Genomic DNA, 25,684 nt, shown 5'->3' with positions numbered 1-25,684 from the left:
CCTTGCCTGATTTTATGAGGTGCAGTGATGTCCGGCATGCTTGACCTGATCAAGACCCTGGCCCCGCAGGAAGGGTATAACCTTACGGCGTTGCCCGGCGTACGGATCCTGCGTGCCGATCGGCCCCTTGCCCGAACCCCTGTGCTCTATGATCCGGGTATCGTTATTGTGCTTCAGGGAAGCAAACGCGGTTATTTTGGTCAGCAGACCTACTTATATGATGAACAGCACTATCTGGCGATTTCAGTTCCTGTGCCGTTTACCATGGAGACTGATGCGTCCGCCACGCATCCCTTGCTGGCAATTTACATCCATCTGGATTTTCAGCTTGCAGCGGAACTCATCCTGCAGATCGACCAGCATAAGGCATTTTCGCCGCCCGCCGCGCCGCAGAGTATGATGTCGAGCCAGATGGATGCGTCGGTCAGGCAGGCTGTACTGGGGTTACTTCACGCTCTGAACAGCCCACTTGAGACCGCTATACTCGGACATGCCCGGCTGCGTGAACTTTACTTTCGTGTGCTGACGGGTGAACAGGGCACCGTGATGCGTGCCGCGCTGGCTCTGCAAGGACAGTTCAGCAAAATTGGCAACGTGGTCAGGCATATTCACCGCGCTTATGCAGAGCCGTTAACGCTGACGCAGCTGGCAGGCAAAGCCGACATGAGTGTCCCGACGTTTCATCTTCATTTCAAGGCCGTTATCAGGATGCCGCCGATGCAGTATGTCAAACTGGTCCGTCTGCATCAGGCCCGCATGCTCATGGTGCGCCAGCACGTGACTGCTGCCGAAGCAGGCTACGCGGTGGGATATGAAAGCCCCTCGCAGTTTACTCGCGAGTTTAAACGTCTCTTTGGTCTGCCGCCGGCGGCAGAGATTAAACGCATGCAGCGCCACTTCACCATTCCGCCTGAGCAGCAAACCACGATCTTTGTGTCATCGCATTAGGCATAGCTAAAGCACGCAACCGATCAGCCTGCCCGCAGAGCAAAAAATCAGGAGACGACATCAAAACGCGAGTTTTTACAGAGGCCACATGACGATGCTTCAGTGTTAGTCGAAACCTTGCGCATAGCGGTTCGCTATCTGGCGCAGGGAAGAAGTGGCGCACGACGCATTTGTGGTAAGCCTGCATACACAGGGCCGGTCAGGACTGACGGCAACGCCAGCTCACGCCATGCCCCTGCCAATGTCGGATGGTTGAAGGAGAGATTCCAGCTTATCACCGCTGTCCCTCTTGAGTGTTTACATGTTATGCCGTTTTCGCTTCGGGCTGAACGCCGCCCGGGCTCCAGTGACTGTTCTGAATCACAACCCGGTACCCATCTCTGTCCCTGAACGTCACGCCAGTGTGATCCCAGTAGGGGTTACAGGAGGTAACGCGGATAAAGCCCGCGTTATCCATATCGTTACAGAGGGCGTGCCAGCGCTCGTTTTCAGGGACGTATAACACCAGAAGATCTTCCTCAGAAGGTGAGGGCAACACCGGATGATCGTGACACAATGTAAACTCCAGATGCCATGACGACCCGCTCTGTCCCAACATGCATCCGCTGAATCCCTCGTGATCCGTAAACTCGCCCAGTTTCACTAATCCCAGTCCCTTGCAGTACATCTCACAGCTTTTGCTGAGTGTGCTGACGGGTCTGGCAATTCGCAGATGCTGCCATGTCATAAACATTCCTTTTGGTCGCGATTGTCTTAATCTGTCGTTTTGGGCAGGATGCAAGACGAATGTAACAGGTTTCGACAGATCAGGAGCCGATCCACTGTTACCGGCATACTGGTTCCTGTTAACCACATCAGCCGGGCAACTGGCAGGTGGCGCAATAACTGTAATCTGAGTTCAGGTATAGCTTTTAAGCGAAAGGGTGGGTGTAACCGCATCCTTATCTTATTATACCCATCAGCATGTAATGTAAGCTCAGCCGATGCGACTGATGCACGATGGCCGGGAGTTATGTGTGTAAATTCTACATCTGGCAGTCACACTGCCTGCCTGTTACCCGATGCAAGCGCGAAGGTTTGTCAGAGGTGAGGAGTCATTAGCAAGACCTGAGTGCAATGCCTGGCAGCCAAACAGTGTATGTTTAGTACAAAAAAAGCCTCCGGGAACAGAGGCTAAAGAGTCAATAGTAGATAACAGGGAATGGAAGTGTCAGAGGATATTCCACAGAAAAATAATAACCCATGTAAAGTACAAGGTTAAGTGACATTTTTTTGAACGTTGCATCTGCCCGCCCCTGTTGCTGATTGCCTGACTGTTTTGGCAGTCCAGTGCTCTGCTGTAAACCTGCCTGCCACAATATCAGCACCACCGCATTTGTTCTTCTGCAGAGCAGGATGATTTCATTTCAGGCTGACAGTCTTCAGTACACGCTCTGCAAACAGCAGTACTCGAAAAGGCACCCATAAAGGAGGATCGCAACCCGGGAGATTTACACGCAGGACAGGCAGAGGTAAAACCCTCTCGCTGGCGATACAAACAGGTCAGACACGGATTCGTTCTAAACACAGAAGGGTAACAATCAAAGTCAATGCGTTGAGTAGCGATTAAGAAACAATGGACATCAATTACCCCATTTAGACAGGGTTGCTGGAGCTTTGTGTTTAGTGTTTTTACTACTTTTATGAAAGTCTTTTTTCAAGATCAGGCTGTTGAGGGTTAAGCAGCCGTTCCTGATTACACTGTTTAAATATCCAGATTATTTCTTTCCCTCTGGGTCATATGAGTGATAGAGTTTCACCCATAAGACCCTATGGAGGCATTATGTCTGAATTTGAGTTGCTGGCACAGGACCTGCTTGAGAAAGCAGCAGTAGAAGAACAACTGCGTCAGGAAAATGATACAAAGCTCATCCGTCAGGTTCTGGAAATATATGACCAGAAATACGTGGCTGAGCTGCTCAGAAAAGTGGGTAAAAATGAGTGGAGTCGCGAGACGCTCAATCGCTGGATCAATGGTAAATGCCCGCCTAAGTCCCTGACAACCACTGAAGAAGCACTTCTGCGAAAAATGCTGCCAGAAGCGCCTGCGCATCATCCGGACTACGCCTTTCGGTTCGTTGATCTGTTTGCCGGTATTGGTGGTATCCGAAAAGGTTTTGAGGCCATCGGCGGTCAGTGCGTGTTTACCAGTGAATGGAACAAAGAGGCGGTGCGCACCTATAAAGCGAACTGGTTCAATGATGAGCAGGCGCACACGTTTAATCTTGATATCCGTGAAGTGACACTCAGTGACAAACCGGACGTGCCAGAAACTGAGGCCTATGCTTTTATTGATGAGCACGTGCCGGATCACGATGTCCTTCTGGCCGGTTTCCCGTGTCAGCCATTCAGCCTGGCTGGCGTGAGTAAGAAAAATTCACTCGGCCGGGCGCACGGGTTTGAATGTGAAGCACAGGGCACGCTCTTCTTTGATGTAGCACGCATTATTCGCGCCAAAAAGCCGGCTGTCTTTGTGCTGGAAAACGTCAAAAACCTGAAGAGCCATGACAAGGGTAAAACCTTCAAAGTCATAATGGAGACCCTGGACGAGCTGGGTTATGAAGTCGCAGATGCCGCCGATATGGGTAAAAGCGACCCTAAAGTCATCGATGGTAAGCATTTCCTGCCTCAGCACCGTGAACGTATCGTGCTGGTGGGTTTCCGTCGCGATCTGAATATCCATCAGGGCTTTACTCTGCGCGATGTTAGTCGTTTTTACCCGGAACAGCGCCCGTCCTTTGGCGAGCTGCTGGAGCCTGTGGTTGACAGTAAATATATCCTGACACCCAAGCTCTGGGAGTATCTTTACAACTACGCAAAAAAGCACGCGGCTAAAGGGAACGGTTTTGGTTTTGGCCTCGTTAATCCTGAAAACAGGGAGAGCGTTGCCCGTACGCTTTCTGCCCGCTATCACAAAGACGGATCTGAAATTTTGATAGACCGTGGCTGGGATATGGCTGTAGGTGAAACAGACTTTGTAGATGAAGTAAACCAGACTCGTCGACCACGCAGGCTGACGCCACGTGAGTGCGCGCGTCTTATGGGCTTTGAGAAGCCTGATGGCAAGCCTTTTCGCATCCCTGTGTCGGATACACAGTCTTACCGGCAGTTTGGTAACTCTGTCGTCGTGCCGGTGTTTGAAGCGGTTGCCAGACTGCTTGAACCTTATATTCTGAAGGCCGTATCTGCCGATGCTGATAAGGCAACAAAGATCTGAGCTTATCTCCCGGCATAGTATGCCGGGAAATTATTTACGACAGATTTGCATAAAGCCCTGTTAGCTCGGCTATAAACGCACCCAGCGTCATTAGTTCTGCCCTTACTGCTTCCGGATATTTTTTGTGTAATGATGCCGGTACAACCAGCCTGACGCCTTCCGCCTGCATTTCCCTGTACTGTGCCAGTGATACGCCTTCCTGCAGCGTAAACAGGTGCACTGGCGTAATCCTGTTGGCTTCATTAAGTATCTGACGCCATCGATCTTTACAGGTGGTTTTTACTGCCAGCATACGCAGATTTTCTGCAGGAAACTCAGCATCGTGGTAAGCCTCTGCGGACGGAAACAGGAAATCAGGTTTTTTATTACCCTCAGTGACGGCTTGTGTGGCAAAGTGCCGCAGACCGTGCTCAATAAAGAGATGCTCAAGGTGCAGTTCCAGTGATTTTCCGGCCCGGGCTTTACGGCGATTACTGACAGAGTTGGCCAGTGCAATGAATTCATCCACAGAACCAAATCCCTTGCGGATGATATCCAGAACGTGGAGTTCCTCCACCAGCAGAAAGATATCGTATTCGACACGCCGGCGATCTATCAGCTGCTCATCTGGATCAACAGAGTGCTTCGCATAATGGCCAGCGGCATATTCAATAATTTCATTGCCAGTAGGAAAGCGCTGCTGCCAAGGCTCTGGAATAGTATACTTGCGATTAACAGGCGTTTGCTGCAGAGACAGACCGCCCAGAATTCGCCCGGCCGGCCCGGAGATCAACGTGCCAGGGATAACTTCACCAATAGCACTCTCAATGATGTCCTCTTCATCTGGGTTTGCACAAACCCAGATGTCCACATCCGTACTATCAACGCCCTGCTTATCAAGTCTAAAAGCCAGAAGCGTCAGGGCACCGGTATTTTCAGGATCCTGAAGTGGGCTGCCTCTACCCCAACGGGTAATTCTCTTCTCGTTTCGGGTTTTTCCAAAATGACGGCTGTTATAATAAATTGCCCTAGCTATGCTGTCCGGGCAGGCATGTGAGGAGACATGTGCTGTAAGAAACACTGAAGGATTAAGCTCGTGAGTATGGTTGATGGATGGAAACAGCGTTTCAACGATACCGGAAGGTATATAAAGCCCGACCTGATGCCCCCCGGTTGCGCCAGTATCATTAGCGGAAAGACGTTTTATATATACGAAGTAGTTTCCGCCTGCGATTTCAAGTAGCCAGTTGTGAAAGGCCGACATACATATCCCTCTGTTGCCCTGAAATTTAAGTCGTTATTTTTTCATAATCTGCCAGATGAGCGTGATCAGTTTCTCGCTTTTGTACACTGCTTACTGATGAAAGGTCTGGAGTTTGCTCTGCCTTATACAGGTTATAGAGTCATTTCAGCGTCAATCATATGTCAGTTGCCTGCTGCCCGTTATTCGGGAAAGGTGAAGAATCCTCTCAGGACTTATACTGCTTTGCTCTGCGATAATTTGTTGAACAGCTTAAAACGTAACCTTAAGCGCTATTGCGAAAGCGTGAAGAATGAGGTTAAGCGACTTGAGAGCATGATTTATTATGCCGGCTCAGAGATTATGCTGTTTGATAACGCGTTCTGCCGCATTTTCAACACTTATTCCCCGGCATTTTCTGAGATCGCAGTGAAATTCACTGCCATGATTGCCGGAAAGCCGTTCTTTACTTCGATGCTCATGCTGCCACTTATGTCAGAGGTGGCAGCATGAGCGTTTTCCAGCACGTTCGGCAGAGCCAGCGGCGCTAACAGCCTGGTAATACTTACACCACGTAGTCTCAGACTGGCCCGGTTGACGGCGAACCATCCACGCAGGCCACAACGGTATTGTTCATAGCTGTAACTCCTGTCAGTTAGTGACCGCCCATCAGTTTTTCCGCTTCTTCCGGCTTGTCATGCACGCCGAAGCGGTCAACGAGGGTACGGGTGGCGTCGTTCATGCCCGGTATTTCTACCTCAGCGCCTTCGCGGCGGAACTTAATTACCGCCCTGTCCAGTGCGCTAACGGCGGTGATGTCCCAGAAGTGGGCGTGCGTGACGTCAATGACCACGCGCTCTGCCGCTTCCCTGAAGTCAAAGTGGCTCATAAAGCGATCGGCGGAGGCAAAAAAGACCTGGCCGGTCACGGTATAGATCCGTGTCTCACCCTCCCGTGACGATCTGACCGTCATAAAGCGCGCTACCTTAGTGGCAAAGTTCAGCGAAGCAATCAGCACCCCGGTCAGCACGCCGAAGGCCAGGTTGTCGGTGGCCACCACCACGACCACGGTTGCCAGCATGACCACGCTGGTCGAGAGCGGATGGCGGCGCAGGTCGGTGATGGATCGCCAGGAGAAGGTGCCGATGGAGACCATGATCATCACCGCGACCAGCGCCGCCATCGGGATCTGCGACACCTGATCGCGAAGGAAAATAATCAGACAGAGCAGCACCAGCCCGGCCGTCAGGGTGGAGAGGCGCCCGCGCCCGCCGGATTTTACGTTAATCACCGACTGACCAATCATGGCGCAGCCCGCCATGCCGCCGATAAACGCCGTGCAGACGTTGGCGATGCCCTGCGCCTTGCACTCGCGGTTTTTGTCGCTCGGGGTGTCGGTCATGTCGTCCACGATAGTGGCGGTCATCATCGACTCCAGCAGTCCCACCACGGCAAGGCCGGCGGAGTAAGGCAGGATAATCAGCAGCGTATCCAGGTTCAGCGGAATGTCCGGAATGAGGAACACCGGCAGGCTGTCGGGCAGTTTGCCCATGTCGCCCACGGTGCGCACGTCCAGATGCAGCCACATGGAGATGGCGGTCAGCACCACGATGCAGACCAGCGGGGAGGGAATAGTTTTATTGAGGTACGGAAAGAGGTAGATGATTGCCAGGCCTGCGGCGGTGAGCGCATAAACGTGCCAGGTCACGTGGGTCAGCTCCGGCAGCTGCGCCATGAATATCAGAATCGCCAGCGCGTTGACGAAGCCTGTCACGACCGAGCGCGACACGTAGCGCATCAGACTGCCAAGCTTCAGGTAACCGGCCGCCAGCTGCAGCAGGCCGGTCAGCACCGATGCCGCCAGCAGATACTGCAGGCCATGATCTTTCACCAGGGTTATCATCAGCAGCGCCATGGCGCCGGTGGCCGATGAAATCATCGCAGGGCGTCCGCCGAAGATAGCCATCACCACAGGAATACAGAACGCCGAATAGAGGCCGACCTGCGGATCAACGCCGGCAATGATGGAAAATGCGATCGCTTCAGGAATAAGCGCGAGCGCGACGACAATACCGGCGAGCACGTCACCACGGACGTTGCCCAGCCAGTCCTTACGTGTCGAGGACAGCAGCATAATAATTTCTCAGATTTTAGATACAGTCAGCCCGTGAGGGCAAAAAATTCAGGTACGAAAAAGTCCATCCGCAGGCGGGATGTTTAAGGATGTGCGACCGAGACAACTCAGTGCGACAGGGGAGGGCGACGACTCAGGGTGGCGTAAGACGCATAAGTTTGAGTTCTCCTTGACGGCAAAAGGTGCCTTCAGGACTGCAGTGAGCCAGCAAAACCCGGGGCGGGGAGCTGACGGCGAAGCCTGGGCCTTGTCAGGACAGGCACTAAACTATAAACAAAAATGGTAGGAGGTCAACGTTTCGCGATGCGGATCATGGTATCAATAAAGCACCCGTGACTCACGTCTGCTTCTGAAAAACGCAACGCGCGTCAACCGATTTTGCATAGGCCAGGAAAAATCATTGCTACGCTTCCGGCTTCGCAGAAAGGATTTTTAACCGCACAGGCAGTTCCCGTTCGATTTTTTTACGATGGAACGGAGAAAGCTTGCGCCAGTCGCGCGCTTCCTGCAGCGTGCGGCCGCAGCCCTCACACCAGCCTTTTGTTTTACTGAAGATACAGATATCAGTACAGGGGGACTTCACGGACATGATGACTCCTTGGATATGGGTCAGATACAAACAGGCTTAAACATCAGGCCAGTCGATTTGGGTTCAGTAAGGTATAGATGGCACATTTAATGGGTTAATAACGCGTATCCGCCACCTTGCCTCAGGCGTACTGGATGTTCATCACGCCCTGTTCGGTTTGATGGATCATGGCATCAACCTGCCAGGTCGACCGAATGAGCGCTGGCGTCAGCACAGCAGCCGGTTCACCAGTGGCCACAATCTGTCCTTCGTGCAAGACCACTAGGTGCTGGCAATATTTTGCCGCCAGATTGAGATCGTGAAGTGCCACAATCACGGTAACGGGCAACGCGGTGATAAGTCGCATCAGTTCCAGCTGAAACTGGATATCCAGATGATTGACGGGTTCGTCCAGCAGCAGGATATCCGGCTGCTGAGTGAGCGCGCGGGCTATCTGACAACGCTGACGTTCCCCACCTGACAGGCGATGCCAGGATCGGTGCGCCAGCGCATCAAGCTTCATCATCGAAAGCGCTTGTTGCACAGCATCCTCATCGGCCTGACGCCATGGCGCGAATGCGCTGCGATGCGGCGTACGACCGAGACGAACAATCTCCCTGACGCTCATCTCCGCCTCAGACTCCGCATGCTGCGGCACAAAAGCAAGCGTGCGGGACAACGCACGCCGGCTCAGATTGCTTGTCAGCATGCCGCCAATTTTTATGCCCGCGTAAGCGCAGGCCTGTACGCCCGCCATCGCGCGAATCAGCGTGGACTTACCCGAGCCATTCGGGCCGAGCAGCCCCACTGTTTGCGAGCGTTTCGCACTGAAGCTGATATCTGATAACACGCTACGCGCCTGAAGCGTCACATTTAGCTTTTCAACCACGATATGCATCATCACTTCTCCCGGTTTCGGTACAACATCAGGGCAAACACAGGGGCGCCGACCAGGGCCGTTACCACGCCAATAGGTAAAACCTGATGACGGATCAGCGTGCGCGATACCAGGTCCGCAAGGATCATGAAATGTCCTCCGGCAAGAAAGGCGAACGGTATCGTAATAAGATGCCGGTGCCCGACTATCATGCGCGTGATATGCGGAATGACCAGTCCGACAAAACCTACCGCGCCAATCGCGCTCACGATTACTGCGGTAAGTAAAGCGGTCGTCAGCAGCAAAATCACGCGTACCCGTAATACCTCTGTGCCAAGCGTTGCAGAAACGTCGGTGCCCACGTTGAACGTATCCAGCGAGCGGGCATAGCAGAGCGCTGTCAGGAAGCCTGTTGCCACGACGACAAGGCACAGCAGTGCATCCGCCCAGCGTACACCGCTCAGGCTACCCAGTAACCAGAACATCACGCCGCGCGATTGTTCAGCATTTGCCGCTGTACTGACAATGTAGGATGTCAGCGCATTAAACAGTTGCGTACCGGCGATACCGGCCAGAATGATGCGTGACGCGTTCTCACGCATGCCGCCCGACAACACCACGATCAGTGAAAAAGCCACACAGGCTCCGGTAAACGCCCCGGCTCCGGTGGTGATGGCGCCGCTGCCAATCCCCAGCAGCATGACACTGACGGCACCGGTTGAGGCGCCGGCAGAGATGCCCAGTAAATACGGATCGGCGAGCGGATTACGCAACAACGACTGCAACACCAGTCCGCATAACGCCAGCCCACCCCCGCTGCTGGCGGCCATCAGTGACCGGCTCAGACGGTACTGCCAGATAATGCCGGCTTCAACAGAAGGCAGATCGAAATGCGTTATGCCCAGTCCGTTGGTGATTGCCTGGGCGGTGGTGGCAAAACTCACGGGGATATCACCGGTGGCAGCAGCCAGCACCATCATGACAGGGAGGCTCAGTATGCCAGCTACAATGATCAGGCCGTGTCGCCAGCTAAATACAGAATGATTTGTCATCTGGCGTGTTCGAAAGTCTGGATCTGTTGTGCAATCAGCTCAGCCGCTTCTACGTTTCGTAAAGACGGATTGAGCGACATTGCCGGCACCACTGCAATGTGACCTTGTTTCACCGCAGGCATTTCGCGCGTGACCGGATCGGTTTTCAGAAACCTTATTTTTGCTGCCACGTCATCGGCGGGATAAAGCCGCCTGTCCATACTCGCGATGACGATAATGTCTGGCTGAGCCTTAGCAATGTATTCCCACGACACGGCGGGCCACTCCTGGTCTGAATCGATGATGTCAGACAGACCAAGCGTTTTACTGATCCAGCCCGGTGCGCCTTTATTACCGGCGACCCACGGATCGCCTTTCAGGCGAGTGCTGGAGAACCAGTAAACAACTTTACGTGGTGCTGACGGCTTAACATCACGCTGTTTCTGTATGGCAGTGATACGTTCGGACAGTGTTTGCGTCAGCAATTCACCACGTTGAGCCACATCAAATATGCGCGCCAGCGTGGTGATTTCTTCAAAAATTATATCGATTGAGTAAGGTTCAGAACGTGCGCCATCCCCATTTGAGGCCTCAGTGACTGCTTTTGCTGTGCAGTCAGCCGGCGATATCCAGGTTTTGATACCCAGCTGCTCAAATTGCTGACGGGTGGCAACTTCACCCTGCGGCCCCACGTGCCAGCTGTACTGGGCAAGTACAAGCTCAGGGCGCTGAGCCGCCACGGCTTCGAATCCGGGCGCATTGTCAGCCAGCCGTTTCAGCTTTTCTCCCTGCTGCTTCAGATCATCGGGGAGTGCGCCAAACCAGACAGAGGTGCCTGCAATTTTCTTTTCCAGTCCCAGCGCCAGCAGCAGTTCTGTTTCATGCTGACCAACGGTGACAACCCGTGAGGGTGACTCACGGAATGTTTCGTTAAACCCGCAGTTTTCAACGGTAAGCGGGTAGCTGGTGGCCCCCAGGCTGACCAGGGGAAATAAAAGTACTGCAGTCATAAGTAGCGGAGAGGTCAGTTTCATTATTAAGCTTTGGGTTATGTTATAACGTAACATTTTGCGAAATTAAATATAGTCTGTCAATGCCTGGAGCGGGTTCAGCAACTGGCGCAGCCTGTGCATCTGTCTGATAACGGGCTGGCCAAACTAGTTATCCGGTTTGTTGATGGTGCTCGGCTCGGTGGTCAGGCAACGGCCGCTGGCGCTGATGATATTCGCCACTTACTTTCTGTTTGCATCGGCATCTGGCCAAAAAATAGCGTTGACCGTCGTCAACAGAATAGGCTTATTAGATCGCAAAATTGCCTTCTTAATGACCGACGGTAACGCTTGCTGCTAATGATTCTGTTTGTTGATGCATTTACTGATGTATAATTTCATCATAAAACGAATCACAAACGGAGGTAATCATGAGAACTACTGTAACTATTGATGATGCGCTGTACGCGCAGGCGCTGGAAATGGCTGATCCTGATATGGAGAAAGCTGATATTTTCCGTGAAGCCATGAAAACCTTTGTGCGGGTACAGGCTGCTAAGAGACTGGCCTCGCTTGGTGGTGCGGCACCGAATATGGAGTACATTTCCCGGCGCCATCAGGAGCCATCTGAGTAATGGCTATCCTGGTTGATACTTCTGTTTGGGTAAATCATTTCAAAAATCCAGAAGCCGAACTGCAGCGCTTGTTAAATACGGATTTAGTGCTGATGCACCCAATGATACTGGCTGAGATAGCCTGCGGAACACCGCCAGCTCCACGGCAGGTGACACTTTCGAGCCTTGCTTTATTGTCGCAAAGTTCACAGGCAAGCATCGCTGAGGTTATGCAATTTATCGAAGATGAAAAGCTCTTCGGGCTGGGTTGCGGATTAGTTGACTTTACTTTGCTTGCTTCGGCTTTGATTACGCCAGGCGCACGGCTATGGACGGTAGATAAACGACTGGAAAAATTAGCCCTGCGTTTTGGCATAAATTACCCGCTGACACACTGACAGAGAGCTCATATTTTTGCGGGCAAGGATTAGAACATTAGTGATTGAACAGGAAATCAGGGCGCTGTTTCTCGCGCGCGGCTTCAGGGTGGAGCCGCAATCTGACGGCAGTACGGGGTTTGCCTCGGCGTATTGCAGCGTTTTTCAGGCGCGTGCTGAGAGCTTTAGCGATATCTGCGGGCAACCTCGGAAACGTGGAGATCGCCGCTGCTGCTGGCCGCTGTAGCGTTCAACGATAGTTGGTTAGGGCGCATTACACCGCACTGGCTGCCTTTCGGGCTGGCCAGCCCGGAAGATAGCGGTTCAGAGATTAATAGCTGAGCGTAAAGGCCGAAAGATTCAGGCTGTTTTGCACTTTGCCTTCAGGCAGACCATCATGGCCTGCCTTGACTCACTTCCGGTATATGCTGAGACGGATCGGGTGGCCCATCTCCCTAAGCACCTTTACTGCGATGTTGAAATCCAGGCTTCATTAAACTCCATTTCCGGGACAATCACTATCGTCAGTGTCAAATGTTGCTCCCTGGAATGGATGGCATGCCCTTGTTCCGGTTCTGTCCAGCAGGGGCAGGGTGGCGCCGCCAGATCACTATGGAAATTGCCGCAATGAACAGGGTAAGGATGGCTGATAAAAGCAGCGTGCCGGGTACGCCATATCGCTCCAGCAGCATGGCGTAAGCTGACGGCGCGAGCGCTGCGAGGAAAAAAGCGGGCGGCAGCAGCATGCCTGTTTTACGCGCATATTGCTGCGGATCAAACAGCGCAAGAGGCAGGGCGGCCTTAACAACTGTACTCAGTCCGTTCACAGCGCCGTAACTCAGAATAAAGATGGCTGTAGCCACAGGGGTAACATTTCCTGCAAGGCCCGCCAGAAAGCAAAAGGGCAGCAGAATACTGGTAACCAGGCTCAGACGGACCGCTGAAGTCCGTGCGCCAGACGTCACGTCCAGCAGTCTGGCGCTCACCTGTCCCACTCCCCACAACATACCTGTCACAACGGGCATACCATAAGCGGCCAGTATCTGAGGAAAATGCGTGGACACGCCGGTGGACACAAAGCTTATCAGCGCAATGAGTGTGGCGTACCACAGGCCGCTGACGAAAGTTTTCCGGTCTTCTGCTGCTCCGATCGCCGTAAGAGCGGGCTGCCTGGCAACGGGAAGTTGACGCCGATGCCCTGCCGGAACGGTGGACAGAAAAAGCAGGCTCACAATGCCCGCACAGCCGTAAATGACAATGGCATGCCGCCAGTCGGTGATGTGCAGTAGTGCAGCGCCAGCAGGCCAGAATGCGACTGACGCAAGACCACCCAGCAGTGTGACCAGGGTAATTGCCCGGCCGGCCCCTGCGCCTGCGATTTCTACAAGCAGCGCAAATGCGGCATCATACAGGGCTAGTCGCATGCCAGCGCCCATCAGGAGCCAGACGGTAACCCACGACGTTGTTGAATGGGTAAAAGCCATCAAAAAACAACCAATGGTAATGGCGAAGGTTCCTGCCATCATCATCGTTCGTCCGCCGGTACGGGCTACAAAGACACCTGTAAGCGGCGAGACAAGGCCCATCACAAGCATGGCAATAGTCAGGCCGGAGAATGTGAAAACCGGTGACCAGCCTGTATCCAGCATGATGGCCCCCCCGAAGACTCCCGGCATATAGAATGTGATACCCCAGTTAATAAACTGCGTCATGCCAACGCAGAAAATAGTGCGGCCTGTCAGATACCCGTCAGTCACCGTGTACTCTCCGGAGGTGTGCTGTCGCCCTGCCCAAGCGTACGCTGCATGATGACCGTATCAAGCCAGCGTCCGTGCTTGAAGCCCACGGATTTGAGCGTTCCTGTAATGCTGAAGCCTGCCGCGCGATGCAGGGCAAGCGAGGCGGTGTTTTCGCTGTTGCCAACCACGGCCACCAGCTGGCGAAAATTACGGGCCTCTGCCCATGCGATCGCACTAAATAACAGATTTTTCCCGATCCCTTGCCCCTGAGCGTCGGGAGCAATATAGACAGAGTCCTCCAGGGTGAATCTGTAGGCACACCGTTCCCGGTAGAGTGACAGGTAGCAGTATCCGCAGACGTTGCCGTTCTCAACCGCCACAAACCAGGGCAGCCCTGCTGCCCGCACCTTTTTCAAGCGGGCTGCCATTTCAGCCGAATCCGGCGGTTCGGTTTCAAAAGTGGCGGTGCCATGCAATACGTGATAAGCATAAATCTGCTGAATGGCAGGAATATGTCGTTCATCTGCCTGGGTTATTTCCATTGATACGGCTCCATCTGGGTCAGAAGCTGAGACTAACCCGAATGAAGCATTTCAGACAGGCAGCAGGACTTATCAGCAGCATAAGGAAAATTTTGGGATGGCAAACCTGAATCTCGATCATCTGGCTACTTTCAGACTGGTTATCAGCCGGGGCAGTTTCTCCGGCGCGGCTGAAGTACTGGGGCTGTCGCAGCCGGCAGTGAGCCTGCAAATAAAACAACTGGAACAGGCGCTTCAGGTCCGCCTTATCGAGCGAACCAGCCGGGGAGTCAGACCCACCTCTGCCGGACAGACCCTCGCTGAGCACAGCCTGAAAATTGACGCCGCGGTAAATACAGCAGTTGAATCAGTGTGCCTGTATTCCGATGAGATAACCGGCACTGTTACTGTCGGCACTGGCGCAACGGCCTGTATTCATCTGCTGCCTCCCTTATTGCAGCAACTGCGACAGGCCCATCCTCTGCTGAAGGTGGATGTACGTACAGGTAACACTTCCGATATTGTGCGGGGCGTAGAGGAAAACCGTATAGATATTGGCCTGGTGACTCTGCCAGCCGCGGGTAAAAACCTGAGCATTACCCTGCTGGGTACGGAAGAGTTTGTTGTCATCATGGAAAAAGATGCATCAGAGCCGAGCACGAAAATATGGACTCCGGGCGCCTTGCTGCCGCTTCCGCTGATTATCTTCGAACAGGGAAGCGGGACACGTGCCCTGATTGATCAGTGGTTTCGGGAGGCGGGACATATTGCCTGCCCGGTCATGGAGCTTGGCAGTATTGAGGCTATTAAAAGAATGGTTCGGGCAGGTCTTGGCTACAGCCTTGTTCCCCGGATGTCTGTTGCATGCATTGAGGAAAGAGCAGGGCTTGATCTTTACTCGGTGACGCCCTCTCTTCACCGGACGCTTGGGGCCGTTATGCGGGAAGACCGGATTGTAAGCAGAGGAATCAATGAAGTGCTGAAAAGCATAAACAGCAGTTTTGCAAAAAACGAAAATAGATAGATATAGTTCAATACCTAAACCGGACAGGTCCGATCTTCTCTTTCCGGCGAACTGTCACTACAGCGCTTAACCGCAACCGATGTCCGCTGTGAGCGAAAAGCGGACGTTCTGTTTGCAGCTAATATGGCAGTGAGCTGTCCGGATTAGAAATGACATTCAGATATTTCAGGAACGCTATAATTTCCTCGCAGCAAGACTACAAAGGGCGGATAAGAAACAGTTACCGTGTAAACCTCAGTATGCGGCTACACAGGCAGGAAGAGCCGCTGCCGATCATAAGTAGCGGCTCAGGCGTCTGAAATTGCACAGGATCTGGCATTATTTACAGAAATAGGCGATTAGTCTAAATATTCCGAGAAATAAAGGTAAACCTTGATTCTGAGAAAAGGTGCATCGCATCGCTAAAGTGTTTAATAACGACACGAAAGCTGATTTATCTGAACATCATATGTGATCTGCGTTGAATTTTGTTCATATGCCTGTAAGGAATGTTTTTGTGAAGCGACTTTAATAAAACAAAAAGAAGGGTGATTTTCATCTCGTATTTAAACGTAAAATCATTAATTTAGGCGACACAGATCACATAATTTATTCCGCAAATTTTGATTATATCAAAAAAAGTTGTTCATTCGAAAATTTCATAACCCCTCAGCGACAAATTTCTTTAACGGTTTTGTCACATTACAGGTAATTATTTTCCTGAAGCAGTGACCTTACATCTGTAAACAACCGGGATAATTATATGAAAACGACATCTCCCAAAGCTGGAAAATATCGCTGGGTAGTCGCCGTAATGTTTTTTATGGTATACATGATTGCTGGCGCGGACAGGGCTAATATCGGTGTAGTGGTGCCTTTCATTAAGAAAGAATATCACCTGACAAATACAGATATTGGCATGCTCGCCAGTCTTTTTTACATTACTTATGCTGCGGTGCAGATCCCCTCTGGCTTTTTATTCAGCAAGTTTGGAATCGGACGTATTTTATCCGGCTGTATGATCCTGACCTCGCTGTCGACCCTTTTGATGGGCTTTACGACCAGTGTACTGCAGCTAAAAATTGCCCGGGCGCTCCTGGGCGCCTCTGAAGGCCCACTTAATATCGGCATTGTATCCATTATTAATCGCTGGTTCCCTGCCCGTGAAAAAGGGTTAGCGACCGGAATTTTCATGTCGTCAATAAAGTTTGCGCCAGCTTTTGTGCCTCCCCTCTGTGCTTTCATTGTATTTAACTGGGGATGGCGTGAAGTGTTTTATATTTTTGCTGTTCCTGGCTTTATTATTGCCGTTTTGTGGCTTTTCCTGGTTAAAGATGACCCTTCGAAAAGCAAACTCTGCTCAGAAAGTGAGAAAGATTACATCCTTAATTCAGATGCTAATGAGCGTGCATTAAATAAGAAGTCAGGGGTTGTTGAAAAAACCAGATTTGATTTCTTTATCCGTGCCCGTCGCGTTGAGAAACTGAGCACCTCCCGTCAGATATTTTCATCATGGAATAACTGGGCATGTGCAATAGGTTATGGCCTGATGGTAGGCATCACCTACTCAATCATGACCTGGATCCCGACTTATCTGGTCAATGTTAAACATCTTTCAATACTGAGTATGGGCTTCGTTGCATCCGCTCCGTGGCTGGGTGCCATCGTTGGTAACATCCTGGGTGGCGTAATGTCTGATCGTCTTTTCAGGAAGAGACGTAAGCCGGTTATGTTTATCACTTCAGCCTCAACGGTAGTGATGATGTATGTACTCATCAATACACCATCTGTACCTGCCCTGATTGCCGTGCTTTTCTTTATCACCGGCGTACTGCTTAACATTGGATATTCAACGTTTCTCGTATATCCCATGGGTCTCGTAGAAAAAGAAAAAGTTCCTTTAGCCGTTTCAGTCGTGAATACCGTTGGTTCCGTTGGAGGTGCTGTCGCGCCATTTGTTGTCGGACTGATACTTGATTCAGGCGGCTGGGATCAGGTGTTTATTTTCCTCAGCATCAGCTCTCTGGTTGCGTTTATCTTGTTAATAACCATGACTGAGCCACTGGAGAAAGAACACACTCATGATGAGCCAGCAGTAAGCACAGAAAAACATCAGATAAGTCACCAGTTATAACAAGGAGTAGGTATGAAAATTTATGTGCTCGATCCTGTACATGAAAGCGTCATTGCTAAGGCACGCGAAAACCATGAAGTTGTGGCATATCCCGAATCACGTGACCGTGACTGGAGAAATGAGGCCGATGCCCTGATTGTCCGTACCTGGGTGGTAAGCCGTGAGGATCTTGAGCAGGCCAGATGCCTGAAAATTATTGCCAAACATGGTGTGGGCGTTGACAACATTGATATTAATACTGCCAAAGAGCTTGGCGTAATTGTCACTAATACACCGTCAGCGAATGCAATCAGTGTTGCGGAATACGTAGTGGCTTTAACACTGTCACTTTATCGCAACGTAAATATCTATCCTTCCAGGCTCAAGCAAGGCGTGTTCCGCGCTGAGCCGGCTGCATTTGAAATTGCGGGCAAGACAGTCGGCCTGATTGGTCTTGGGGATATAGGCGGGCGCGTCGCAGCAATATTTACTCACGGGTTTGGGGCAAAAGTCGTGGCCTATGATCCCTTCGCCTCCGACAGCACCTTCAGTAAATATGGAGCTGAGCGGGTAACAGAGCTGAATATTCTGCTTGAATCCAGCGACATAATTAGCCTGCATGTCCCGCTGACCAAAGCAACCCATAACCTGATTTCTGCGGAGCAGTTACGCATCATGAAAGCGGAAAGCATTCTGATTAATGTTTCTCGTGGCGGTGTGGTTAATGAGGCAGATCTTTATGATGCTTTAAAAAACAACGTTATTTTTGCTGCAGCCTGTGACGTATTCGTGGATGAACCTGTTGAACCTGCTCACCCGTTATTATCCCTGAACAATTTTATCGGCTCACCGCACGTAGCCGGGACCAGTAATGAATCTCTGGTCCGTATGGGTATGGGCGCGCTGGAAAATATCGAAGCCGTCCTGAGCGGCTCAGAACCTAAAAACGCAGTTTGAATAAAGGAGTCAGAAATGCGCACGACTAAATTTGATCAGCTGGTTGCGTTTGAACGCCTGCCAGAAAGTGTAATTTCACGTGCACGCGAGTATCAGGCAGCAATCCTGTCAGATGTTGCTGGTCGTCGAGGTGCACTACACAGCTCTATTGCGCCATTGCGAAATGACATGAAACTGGTCGGTACGGCTTTTACGGTTGAAGTCAGGCCGGGTGATAACCTGATGTTTCATGTTGCATTGGCATTAGCTAAACCAGGAGATGTTATCGTTGTTGCTGGTCACGGTTACGGTTCCGGAGCACTGTTTGGGGAACTGATGGTGAAACAGGCAGAGGCCGCAGGACTGAGCGGTTTTGTAGTGGATGGTGCTTCGCGTGATTTTGACACAATCAGTCACTCCTCAATGCCGATTTTTGCTGCAGGGCGCAATCCGGCCGGTCCGACTAAAAACATTGACGGTAAGATTTGTCACCCCGTTTCGCTGGGTAACGTATCAGTCTCGTCTGGCGATCTGGTGGTAGGTGACTGCGATGGCGTAGTCGTCATTCCCGCAACGGAGGTTGAACAGGTCCTTGAGGCTGCGGCTAAAAAAGTTGAGCAGGAAGGACAGCGACTTGAAGAAATTGCCAGCGGTATCCTGGTTTCGCCCTGGCTGGATGATGCACTTCGTGCGGCAGGTGTAATCCAAAAGAATGAGACGCTTATTTAATTTTTCGATTTTAATATTTGAATAAGCTATCCGTTATCTTTTAGATCGTAATTTGCGTATTCAACAGCAATATTCGCCATCGCGGAGATTGACAGCCTTGTATCGTCTTTTTTCCAGCAGAATGAATATTCTATCTGAGGGAGTGGCACATCGCATAAATGAGCTGTCAGCTCTCCGCGTTCAGAGAGTTTTTTTACCAGGCTTTCAGGAAGCAGGCTTATTCCGACATCAGCAATTGTCAGTGCAACAATGGCATTAAGTAAATTACAAGAAATGAAACGCTTTGGGTTTATTTTATGCATGGCAGCCCATGTATCATATGCGCTTTTTAACTGAGACTCGCTGGTCATTGTAATATGAGGATGAGTGCTGACTTCCTTTAAATTTAATCTGCGATTATCAGGAATCCGTTGTGGTGAGGAAGCCCATAAAAAATTAACGACAGACAAAGGGACGGAGTTGAAACTGTGATTGCTGTAAGAACTGAAGGGTAATATAGCAAAGTCGATTTCACCCTTTAATAGCTTTCTGGAGAGTGCAGAGGCGAGATCAACGTGAGACTCAAGGGTAAGATTTTCATTATCCTGATATAAACGTGCCGCGAAGGCCGGAAACCAGGTTGTTGCCGTAAGCTCACTGATACCAGCCCGGTAAAAGCCCCTGATCCAAGTATCGCCTGTGGCAGATTTAACGATTTCATTCTCCATCTGCAGCATCTGATGGGACAGGGCCAGAATGCGGTGGCCTGAGTCAGTCAGAGATATGTTTTGCGTTGTCCGAGTGAAGAGGGATCGGCCTAATGTGACTTCCAGTTCCTGAATACGCTTGGAAAGCGTTGACTGTGTAACGTTCAGCTTGTTCGCTGCAGCACTAAAACTACCCAGACTGGCTGCCCAGTAGAATGCTTCGAGCTGTTTCAGTGTCATAAATGTTTCCTTCAAGTTTTTGGACAGTAAGAGTAACGGGTAGTGAGGGACAGCTCAGTTTACAGTTCTTGTCGGAGGTTAGTACATTATGCAAAATAAAAATTTACTTTTAGGGATGAACGATCCAGTGCTGAAAGCTTTTCAAAGCCCTTATGCGCGTGAAATTATTGACCGCTTTAAGGAACTCGCGTCTGAAGACAGAGAAAAAGAATGGCAGATATTTAACTCCCTTGTTTCCGGGTTTATAAATAACTGGAAATTGAAGTCTAATGAGATTAAATGCAGCGTATTTATTCATGCCAGTAAAAATTTTGAAATGATACAGGACAAGCTTTTTTTTACTGTGATGCTAAGCGGTATATATATCAATAATTTCATGAAGCCTGTCAGCTTCCAGTTGCCCTTAAGTAAAGGAAAGTATGAAATATGCCGCTGGAAAAACGCCAGAGGTTATGATCTGCCCGGCAACTACCGTGCAAATTCAGGTGTGTTTGGCATAGTAAGAAAACATACCAGCGATGAACAACTCATTTGGAAAGGCCAGGCCAATGTATTCGACCGTAGCCTGTTTCGGGGAATAAATAAAAACCATACACTGACTGGTTTAGCTTACGAGCTCAGTCAGAGCGTAAATGAAGGATTAAGAAATTATGTCATGCTTTACGATGTGCTTTTTCAATACATCATGCAGACGTCCAGGCGAAGTCTCTCACTTGCAGAAAACTTAAAATAGCAAACTAAATTACATAATACTGATGATTCAATCGCTACAGGCAAATGATAATCCCCTGCGATTATTGAACTTTGTAGTCTGTATATAACATTCAGGTTTGTTAAAATATCACAAATTGAATACATAAACGCCCGCTTCTGGTACGAAGCGGTCATTAGTATCAAAAGACTGATGGCCCCCTCCGGCTCGCCGGCGTTGCCGGGTCGTCAGCCCCACTGCGCTTACCGGCTCTGCCGGTAAGCTCCGCCGGACCTCGATGCATCCCGACCTGACGGCCAGGGTCTGATGGCTAACAGCAAGGTCACCCGTACAGCCAGCCTATTTTCCGCTATGAGCGAAAAGCGGACCTTTTAGGTAAAATGGAAGAGTCAGATGAAGGCATCTTGAGTCACCTCATCAAATTAACTGGTATATGACTTAAGTTCAGGTGATCTTTAGATTAAACAGCCGATATAATGCACCCCGGCCTGGATGGGTTACGTTCACTTCACGGTATCCCTGTGTACGCGTTATCCATTTTTTTTGCAGGAAAAGTGTAAACAAGGCTGAGCCAGCGTAACCGCCAAGATGGAAACGTCTTTCACTCCAGTCCAGACAGCCGCAACAGGGCTTGCGGCGTGTGCGAGAGTTAAGCAAAACGCCCATTTTCTCAAAATGTATTTTGCCGGCTGATGTCAGTTCCGAGCCATCTGCTTCAAGCCATTTTTCCTGCAGCATACATTCATAAATATTCACAGCAAGCTCGCCTGCCAGATGGTCATAGCAGGTGCGTGCGTAACGTAAAGAGACCGGCGTACCGGAAACGGGGGCTTTGGAAGTACCCATGGAAACGCCCATCAGGTTTTCCAGCAGTCCGGCGATATGATGGCCCGCAAGGCTGTAATAGCGATGACGCCCCTGCGTCAGACAAATGACCAGACCGTTGCTGAGAAGTCGGTTCAGATGCCCGCTGGTGGTTGATGCTGCGATGCCAGCCACTACGCTAAGTTCGGTCGCTGTCCATGCGCGCCCGTCCATCAGGGCGCACAGAATACTTACCCTTGACGGGTCAGACAGCGCAGAAGCCACCATCGCCATTGATGTTTCAAGCACATCATCGGGCTCACTGTCGCACTTTGTTTTAACGAGGTTCATTCAGAAGGTATGGCCCATTTTCGGGTGACTTCGGCTGCCCGTGCATCATCATCCGTAATGAGAATCAGCCGGTTACTGTGATCGCTGTACTGTACCAGAATATTGATGCTGTTCCGGGCAATTGTGTCAGCTATTTCTCCCAGCTCTCCGGGCCGTTTCTGAGGTAACTTTCTGACCAGGGGACGACATACGTTGCACACGTTAAAACCGGCTTCAGTCAATACCTTGTGTGCTTTATAGCCATCTTCAACCAGGAAATGTGCGTGCCCGCCTTCAGGTCCTGTAAATACGCCACCGCCTTCGAGTCCCACTCCGTTTTCACCCAGTATGCTACCCAGTGAACCAAGAGAGCCCGGGCTGTTTTTGAGAAGAACGTGAATGTCATACATGCTGATGTATTCCCTTATCAGAAGAGTAGTCACGGAATATGCGGGCTACCCGTATTCTGTAGAATGAAAAAATCGACTGCCTGCCTTCTTTCTGCGCGGCCTGATGCATGACATTTCGCTTCCATCCGGCTACAGACTCCTCATCTTCCCACCACGACAAAGAAAGAATCTTTCCGGGTGTAGTCAGGCTCTGAAAGCGCTCAATTGAAATAAAGCCGGGCAGGTCGGATAAGAGAGGCTTCAGCTCTGAAGCAAGCTGAAGATATCTTTCCTGCGCTTCTGGCAGGGCATCTGCCTCAAAAAGGACTGCAATCATGGTTCGCTCCGTTGTTGATTTACGGACAGTTTAATGATGACAACGGCATGTTGCTTCGGTCAGCACCGAAGTATGCCTGTACGTTAGCGAAGCATCGACATGCAAGTGATGAACAGCAAATTCATAGTTTGAAAGGCAGGACAACATTGAAGTGTGGGTTCCCAGCCAGATTCCCCTTCTGACATCAAGCGGACAAGCTAACTGAGCAGAGTTCCACTATGAGCGGGAAACGGACTTTAGGATGATACGCTGGCAGGGCTAAAATGCCTGTCCTGGCAGACGTGGAGTGAAAACGGCAATGATGCGCTGATCGGTAAGCTTAACCAGCTTGAAAGCGCCCTGATACTCGATGAAAAGCGCGTTATCTGTCCGGCTGTGGTCTGATGGCAACTGCAGGTTACCCCCTGCAGCCAGCTGGTGCCCGCGCGTTCACTGGCCACATAAGACGTGGCCGCTGAGGACCAGTCCGGCACTGTTGCGTGCCGTTCCGGGGCCGTGCCCTGTTCATCCTTCCGCGTTCCGTTCTGTTCCCTTGAGCCCCTGAGCCGTGCAGAAACCTGGCACCAGGGCATCTTCACGCAAGGGTCGCGCGCAGACGTGCAGATAACCGTTCGCCTTAAAAAAGCGCTTGGGTTGATTGATGTGCGGATGATCGATCACGTCGTAGTGGCGGGTAATGATGCCATACCAATGGCAGAGCGAGGGCTTGTCTGACTCAGGACAGAAAAAAGGCAGGGTGTGAGCCCTGCCTGATTCCGTCCCTAGTATCTATGACGAAGACAGAGCATTAGAAAACCTTGACAAAATATGGCCCCGCGCCACACAGACCACGGCCATAACCTCAGGGGATATGGAACTAATGAATTTGAACTATCCCCATTTTGGGGATATGCTATTCCATATTAGGGATAGGGAAAACCATGCGCGCGTTGTTCATAGAGCTTTCAATTTTTCAGAAATATCGGGCTAACTATCTCAACGATGATCAGTTCAGGCTGTTTCAGAGCATGCTGCTGGCTGATCCGGAAAAAGGAGATGTAATTCCTGATACGGGCGGACTACGTAAGGTACGGTTTCGGGATGAGCGACGGCATAAAGGCACGCGGGGTGGGATAAGAGTTATCTATTACTGGACCAATGAAAAAGGGCAGTTCATTCTGTTTACCATTTATGACAAAGATCAGCGCGACGATTTAACTAAACAACAGCGCGCTGCGCTTGCAGAGGCGCTAAACGCAATTAAAAAGGGGCTAAGGCATGACTGAACGCGACATTTTCACCGAGCTGATGACGGGCATGCAGGAGCTGAAAGATCACCAGAACGGAAAAATCACGCTAAAGACTTACAAGGTCAGCAAGCGCGAGCCCATCACTATCGCGCCGCAGGAACTGCGCAACGTACGCGAAAAACTTAACCTGTCGCAGGCGGTTTTTGCACACTATCTGCACACCGGTGAGACCACCTATCAGAACTGGGAGCAGGGCAGAGCTAAGCCAAATGCTCAGGCCGTGCTGTTGATTCGCATGGTGCAGCAAAACCCGGAAACATTGCAAACGCTCGCACAACTTTAATGGCGTGACCGGTAACGCCTGAGCAGGTTGCGGGCGCTGCCTGAAAAGCGGGCGGCTCTGCGGACCGGGAAAAGACGGTGCTGACCTACCGCTTCACTCCCTTCGCCTGCGCTTTCTCTCTCCGGGACACTGTCTCACGATTTTCTCTCTCTGCTGCCTGCTGCTGTTAATCCCTTTTCTGTGCTGCGGCTGCTTCACCTGTTTCCTGTCCATGAAGATCAACGGCATGAGCAGACTGATGGACCCCTCCGGCTCCCCGGCGCTGCCGGGTCGTCAGCCCCACTGCGCTAACCGGCAGAGCCGGTTAGTTTCGCCGAATCTCTCCGGGGTTCAGGCCGGCCGGCTAGGGTCTGATGGCGAACGGCAAAGTTAGCCACAGCAGCCTGCTTAGCGTCCGCTATGAGTAAAAAGCGGACGTGTATTATGATGCCGGAAGCATGGTTGATAAAAATTATGAGAGCAACGTTGATTATTAGACGATCGGTCAATATTATTTTTGAACAACTAATTGCCAACCAGTAGCTAAAAAAAGCCGAGGTAAATATGTTCAAATCGCTATTAATCGACAAAGAAAATGATGGCTACAGCACTCAACTGACTGAAATGTCAGAAGGTGAACTGCCTCAGGGCGATGTTGATGTTGATATCGACTACTCATCCATAAACTACAAAGACGCGCTGGCCATTACGGGCCGGGGTCCTGTCGTTCGCCATTTTCCAATGGTGCCGGGCATTGATTTTGCCGGTACGGTTTCTGCCAGTGCACATCCGCAATATCAGGCCGGAGATAAGGTTCTCCTGACCGGCTGGGGTGTGGGAGAAAAACACTGGGGCGGGCTGTCCGAAAAAGCACGTGTAAAAGGCGAGTGGCTGACCCCGCTTCCCACTGGCGCAAACAGCAAACACGTGATGGCTATCGGAACTGCTGGCTTCACTGCCATGCTGTGTGTTGACGCGTTATGGAATCATGGCATCAGGCCCGAAAATGGCCCTATACTTGTTACGGGTGTCAGCGGAGGTGTCGGAAGCATCGCGGCCATGCTCCTTGTGTCAATGGGATTCCGTGTAACCGGCTCGACTGGCAGACCGGAAGAAGCTGCCTGGCTTTATAAAACAATCGGGGTGGATGAGATTATCAATCGCTCCGAACTTTCCTGCCCCGGGAAACCGTTACAGAAAGAACGCTGGGCTGCTGCAATTGATACTGTTGGCAGCCATACGCTTTGTAATGTCTGCGCCGGAGTAAGGTACGGCAGTATTGTTGCAGCCTGCGGCATGGCGCAGGGTATGGATATGATGGGCAATGTAGCGCCGTTTATTCTGCGTGGTATCACGCTGAAAGGAATTGACAGTGTGATGTTTGCAAAGGAAAAAAGAGCTTCTATATGGCAACAGGCAGTGCAGTATCTGCCAGAAGCAAAACTGGCTAGCCTGACCGCTATCTACCCACTTAGTGAGGCTATAAGCGTGGCCGAAAAACTTTTAAGTGGCGAAATTCGCGGACGGGCAGTGATTCAATGCAAATGATGATACTGAAGATTTAATTAACCAGGATGTGTT

At 51.0% G+C, this 25,684-nt stretch carries 27 protein-coding genes; 14 read left to right on the top strand and 13 right to left on the bottom strand.

The features are described from left to right. Positions 1 to 27 precede the first annotated feature (27 nt). Positions 28 to 948, top strand: coding sequence for an AraC family transcriptional regulator (locus tag AC2CF9_RS11280; RefSeq protein ID WP_484557021.1), 921 nt, complete (start codon positions 28 to 30; stop codon positions 946 to 948). Positions 949 to 1,252: 304 nt separating this feature from the next. Here the strand turns inward: AC2CF9_RS11280 and AC2CF9_RS11275 are convergent, their stop codons facing one another. Continuing rightward, positions 1,253 to 1,675: a VOC family protein gene (locus tag AC2CF9_RS11275; RefSeq protein WP_484557020.1), complete on the bottom strand. Its 423-nt coding sequence runs from the start codon at positions 1,673 to 1,675 to the stop codon at positions 1,253 to 1,255. Positions 1,676 to 2,770: 1,095 nt separating this feature from the next. On the opposite strand from AC2CF9_RS11275, the gene AC2CF9_RS11270 reads away from it, so the two are divergent. Beyond that, positions 2,771 to 4,204 carry a DNA cytosine methyltransferase gene (locus AC2CF9_RS11270; RefSeq protein WP_484557019.1) on the top strand — a complete coding sequence of 478 codons (1,434 nt, stop codon included), beginning with the start codon at positions 2,771 to 2,773 and terminating at the stop codon, positions 4,202 to 4,204. A 34-nt stretch (positions 4,205 to 4,238) separates the two neighbouring features. Here AC2CF9_RS11270 and AC2CF9_RS11265 read toward each other — a convergent pair whose 3' ends face one another. Next, on the bottom strand, positions 4,239 to 5,447 hold the full coding sequence (locus AC2CF9_RS11265) for a type II restriction endonuclease (protein WP_484557018.1): 1,209 nt from the start codon (positions 5,445 to 5,447) through the stop codon (positions 4,239 to 4,241). Between AC2CF9_RS11265 and AC2CF9_RS11260 the strand changes: the two genes are divergently transcribed. Then, on the top strand, positions 5,433 to 5,936 hold the full coding sequence (locus tag AC2CF9_RS11260) for a hypothetical protein (protein ID WP_484557017.1): 504 nt from the start codon (positions 5,433 to 5,435) through the stop codon (positions 5,934 to 5,936). The two genes, AC2CF9_RS11265 and AC2CF9_RS11260, sit on opposite strands and share 15 nt — an antisense overlap. 142 nt (positions 5,937 to 6,078) lie before the next feature. On the opposite strand, the gene AC2CF9_RS11255 is transcribed toward AC2CF9_RS11260, so the two are convergent. The 5 genes from AC2CF9_RS11255 to AC2CF9_RS11235 all read right to left on the bottom strand — a co-directional run bounded on the left by AC2CF9_RS11255 (position 6,079) and on the right by AC2CF9_RS11235 (position 11,067). After that, a complete protein-coding gene (locus AC2CF9_RS11255) occupies positions 6,079 to 7,557 on the bottom strand; it encodes a SulP family inorganic anion transporter (RefSeq protein ID WP_484557016.1) in 1,479 nt (492 codons plus the stop codon). A 403-nt stretch (positions 7,558 to 7,960) separates the two neighbouring features. Beyond that, on the bottom strand, positions 7,961 to 8,146 hold the full coding sequence (locus AC2CF9_RS11250; RefSeq protein WP_071669340.1) for a DUF1289 domain-containing protein: 186 nt from the start codon (positions 8,144 to 8,146) through the stop codon (positions 7,961 to 7,963). Between the two features lie 121 nt (positions 8,147 to 8,267). After that, the gene (locus tag AC2CF9_RS11245; protein ID WP_484557015.1) at positions 8,268 to 9,026 is read right to left on the bottom strand and encodes an ABC transporter ATP-binding protein; all 759 of its coding nucleotides are present in this window, start codon (positions 9,024 to 9,026) and stop codon (positions 8,268 to 8,270) included. Continuing rightward, a complete protein-coding gene (locus tag AC2CF9_RS11240) occupies positions 9,026 to 10,054 on the bottom strand; it encodes a FecCD family ABC transporter permease (protein ID WP_484557014.1) in 1,029 nt (342 codons plus the stop codon). Before AC2CF9_RS11240 ends, AC2CF9_RS11245 begins: the two co-directional genes overlap by 1 nt. Beyond that, a complete protein-coding gene (locus tag AC2CF9_RS11235) occupies positions 10,051 to 11,067 on the bottom strand; it encodes an ABC transporter substrate-binding protein (RefSeq protein WP_484557013.1) in 1,017 nt (338 codons plus the stop codon). Before AC2CF9_RS11235 ends, AC2CF9_RS11240 begins: the two co-directional genes overlap by 4 nt. 386 nt (positions 11,068 to 11,453) lie before the next feature. On the opposite strand from AC2CF9_RS11235, the gene AC2CF9_RS11230 reads away from it, so the two are divergent. Then, positions 11,454 to 11,657, top strand: coding sequence for a type II toxin-antitoxin system VapB family antitoxin (locus AC2CF9_RS11230; protein WP_333715592.1), 204 nt, complete (start codon positions 11,454 to 11,456; stop codon positions 11,655 to 11,657). Beyond that, entirely contained in the window at positions 11,657 to 12,034 is a 378-nt protein-coding gene (locus AC2CF9_RS11225; protein ID WP_333715593.1) for a type II toxin-antitoxin system VapC family toxin, read from the top strand. Before AC2CF9_RS11230 ends, AC2CF9_RS11225 begins: the two co-directional genes overlap by 1 nt. A 509-nt stretch (positions 12,035 to 12,543) precedes the next feature. On the opposite strand, the gene AC2CF9_RS11220 is transcribed toward AC2CF9_RS11225, so the two are convergent. Both AC2CF9_RS11220 and AC2CF9_RS11215 read right to left on the bottom strand, forming a co-directional pair. Continuing rightward, positions 12,544 to 13,770, bottom strand: a complete 1,227-nt coding sequence (locus tag AC2CF9_RS11220; protein ID WP_484557012.1) for an MFS transporter — start codon at positions 13,768 to 13,770, stop codon at positions 12,544 to 12,546. Further along, a complete protein-coding gene (locus tag AC2CF9_RS11215) occupies positions 13,767 to 14,294 on the bottom strand; it encodes a GNAT family N-acetyltransferase (protein ID WP_484557011.1) in 528 nt (175 codons plus the stop codon). The genes AC2CF9_RS11220 and AC2CF9_RS11215 overlap by 4 nt, the downstream gene beginning before the upstream one ends. A 97-nt stretch (positions 14,295 to 14,391) precedes the next feature. Between AC2CF9_RS11215 and AC2CF9_RS11210 the strand changes: the two genes are divergently transcribed. From AC2CF9_RS11210 to AC2CF9_RS11195, 4 genes are all read left to right on the top strand, one after another. Then, the gene (locus tag AC2CF9_RS11210) at positions 14,392 to 15,297 is read left to right on the top strand and encodes a LysR family transcriptional regulator (protein ID WP_484557010.1); all 906 of its coding nucleotides are present in this window, start codon (positions 14,392 to 14,394) and stop codon (positions 15,295 to 15,297) included. Positions 15,298 to 16,039: 742 nt separating this feature from the next. Further along, entirely contained in the window at positions 16,040 to 17,410 is a 1,371-nt protein-coding gene (locus AC2CF9_RS11205) for an MFS transporter (protein WP_484557009.1), read from the top strand. Positions 17,411 to 17,422: 12 nt separating this feature from the next. Further along, the gene (locus tag AC2CF9_RS11200; protein WP_484557008.1) at positions 17,423 to 18,346 is read left to right on the top strand and encodes an NAD(P)-dependent oxidoreductase; all 924 of its coding nucleotides are present in this window, start codon (positions 17,423 to 17,425) and stop codon (positions 18,344 to 18,346) included. Positions 18,347 to 18,361: 15 nt separating this feature from the next. Beyond that, positions 18,362 to 19,054 (top strand): RraA family protein, encoded by a 693-nt coding sequence (locus AC2CF9_RS11195; protein ID WP_484557007.1) that lies wholly within the window; start codon positions 18,362 to 18,364, stop codon positions 19,052 to 19,054. A gap of 26 nt (positions 19,055 to 19,080) precedes the next feature. Here AC2CF9_RS11195 and AC2CF9_RS11190 read toward each other — a convergent pair whose 3' ends face one another. Beyond that, entirely contained in the window at positions 19,081 to 19,980 is a 900-nt protein-coding gene (locus AC2CF9_RS11190; protein ID WP_484557006.1) for a LysR family transcriptional regulator, read from the bottom strand. Positions 19,981 to 20,068: 88 nt separating this feature from the next. Between AC2CF9_RS11190 and AC2CF9_RS11185 the strand changes: the two genes are divergently transcribed. Beyond that, positions 20,069 to 20,713, top strand: coding sequence for a hypothetical protein (locus AC2CF9_RS11185; protein WP_484557005.1), 645 nt, complete (start codon positions 20,069 to 20,071; stop codon positions 20,711 to 20,713). A gap of 423 nt (positions 20,714 to 21,136) precedes the next feature. Here the strand turns inward: AC2CF9_RS11185 and AC2CF9_RS11180 are convergent, their stop codons facing one another. Genes AC2CF9_RS11180 through AC2CF9_RS11170 form a run of 3 tightly spaced genes read right to left on the bottom strand, consistent with a single transcriptional unit; the run spans position 21,137 to position 22,552 of the window. Next, positions 21,137 to 21,847 carry an ArsR/SmtB family transcription factor gene (locus AC2CF9_RS11180; RefSeq protein ID WP_484557004.1) on the bottom strand — a complete coding sequence of 237 codons (711 nt, stop codon included), beginning with the start codon at positions 21,845 to 21,847 and terminating at the stop codon, positions 21,137 to 21,139. Then, a complete protein-coding gene (locus tag AC2CF9_RS11175; protein WP_484557003.1) occupies positions 21,844 to 22,236 on the bottom strand; it encodes an amino acid-binding protein in 393 nt (130 codons plus the stop codon). Before AC2CF9_RS11175 ends, AC2CF9_RS11180 begins: the two co-directional genes overlap by 4 nt. Next, a complete protein-coding gene (locus tag AC2CF9_RS11170) occupies positions 22,229 to 22,552 on the bottom strand; it encodes an antibiotic biosynthesis monooxygenase family protein (RefSeq protein WP_333715610.1) in 324 nt (107 codons plus the stop codon). Before AC2CF9_RS11170 ends, AC2CF9_RS11175 begins: the two co-directional genes overlap by 8 nt. A gap of 447 nt (positions 22,553 to 22,999) precedes the next feature. Here AC2CF9_RS11170 and AC2CF9_RS11165 point away from each other — a divergent pair, with 447 nt between their 5' ends. The 4 genes from AC2CF9_RS11165 (at position 23,000) to acuI (ending at position 25,651) form a co-directional block, all read left to right on the top strand. Beyond that, positions 23,000 to 23,266 (top strand): JAB domain-containing protein, encoded by a 267-nt coding sequence (locus AC2CF9_RS11165; RefSeq protein ID WP_484557002.1) that lies wholly within the window; start codon positions 23,000 to 23,002, stop codon positions 23,264 to 23,266. A gap of 206 nt (positions 23,267 to 23,472) precedes the next feature. Beyond that, entirely contained in the window at positions 23,473 to 23,817 is a 345-nt protein-coding gene (locus tag AC2CF9_RS11160) for a toxin (RefSeq protein ID WP_484557001.1), read from the top strand. Next, positions 23,810 to 24,124 (top strand): helix-turn-helix domain-containing protein, encoded by a 315-nt coding sequence (locus AC2CF9_RS11155; RefSeq protein WP_484557000.1) that lies wholly within the window; start codon positions 23,810 to 23,812, stop codon positions 24,122 to 24,124. The genes AC2CF9_RS11160 and AC2CF9_RS11155 overlap by 8 nt, the downstream gene beginning before the upstream one ends. A gap of 543 nt (positions 24,125 to 24,667) precedes the next feature. After that, a complete protein-coding gene (gene acuI, locus AC2CF9_RS11150) occupies positions 24,668 to 25,651 on the top strand; it encodes an acrylyl-CoA reductase (NADPH) (protein ID WP_484556999.1) in 984 nt (327 codons plus the stop codon). Positions 25,652 to 25,684: the final 33 nt, after the last annotated feature.

The organism is Pantoea sp. SYBGC1 (genome assembly GCF_057197005.1).
Note: the sequence above shows the minus strand (reverse complement) of the source record. Positions and strands in the feature narration are given on the sequence as shown.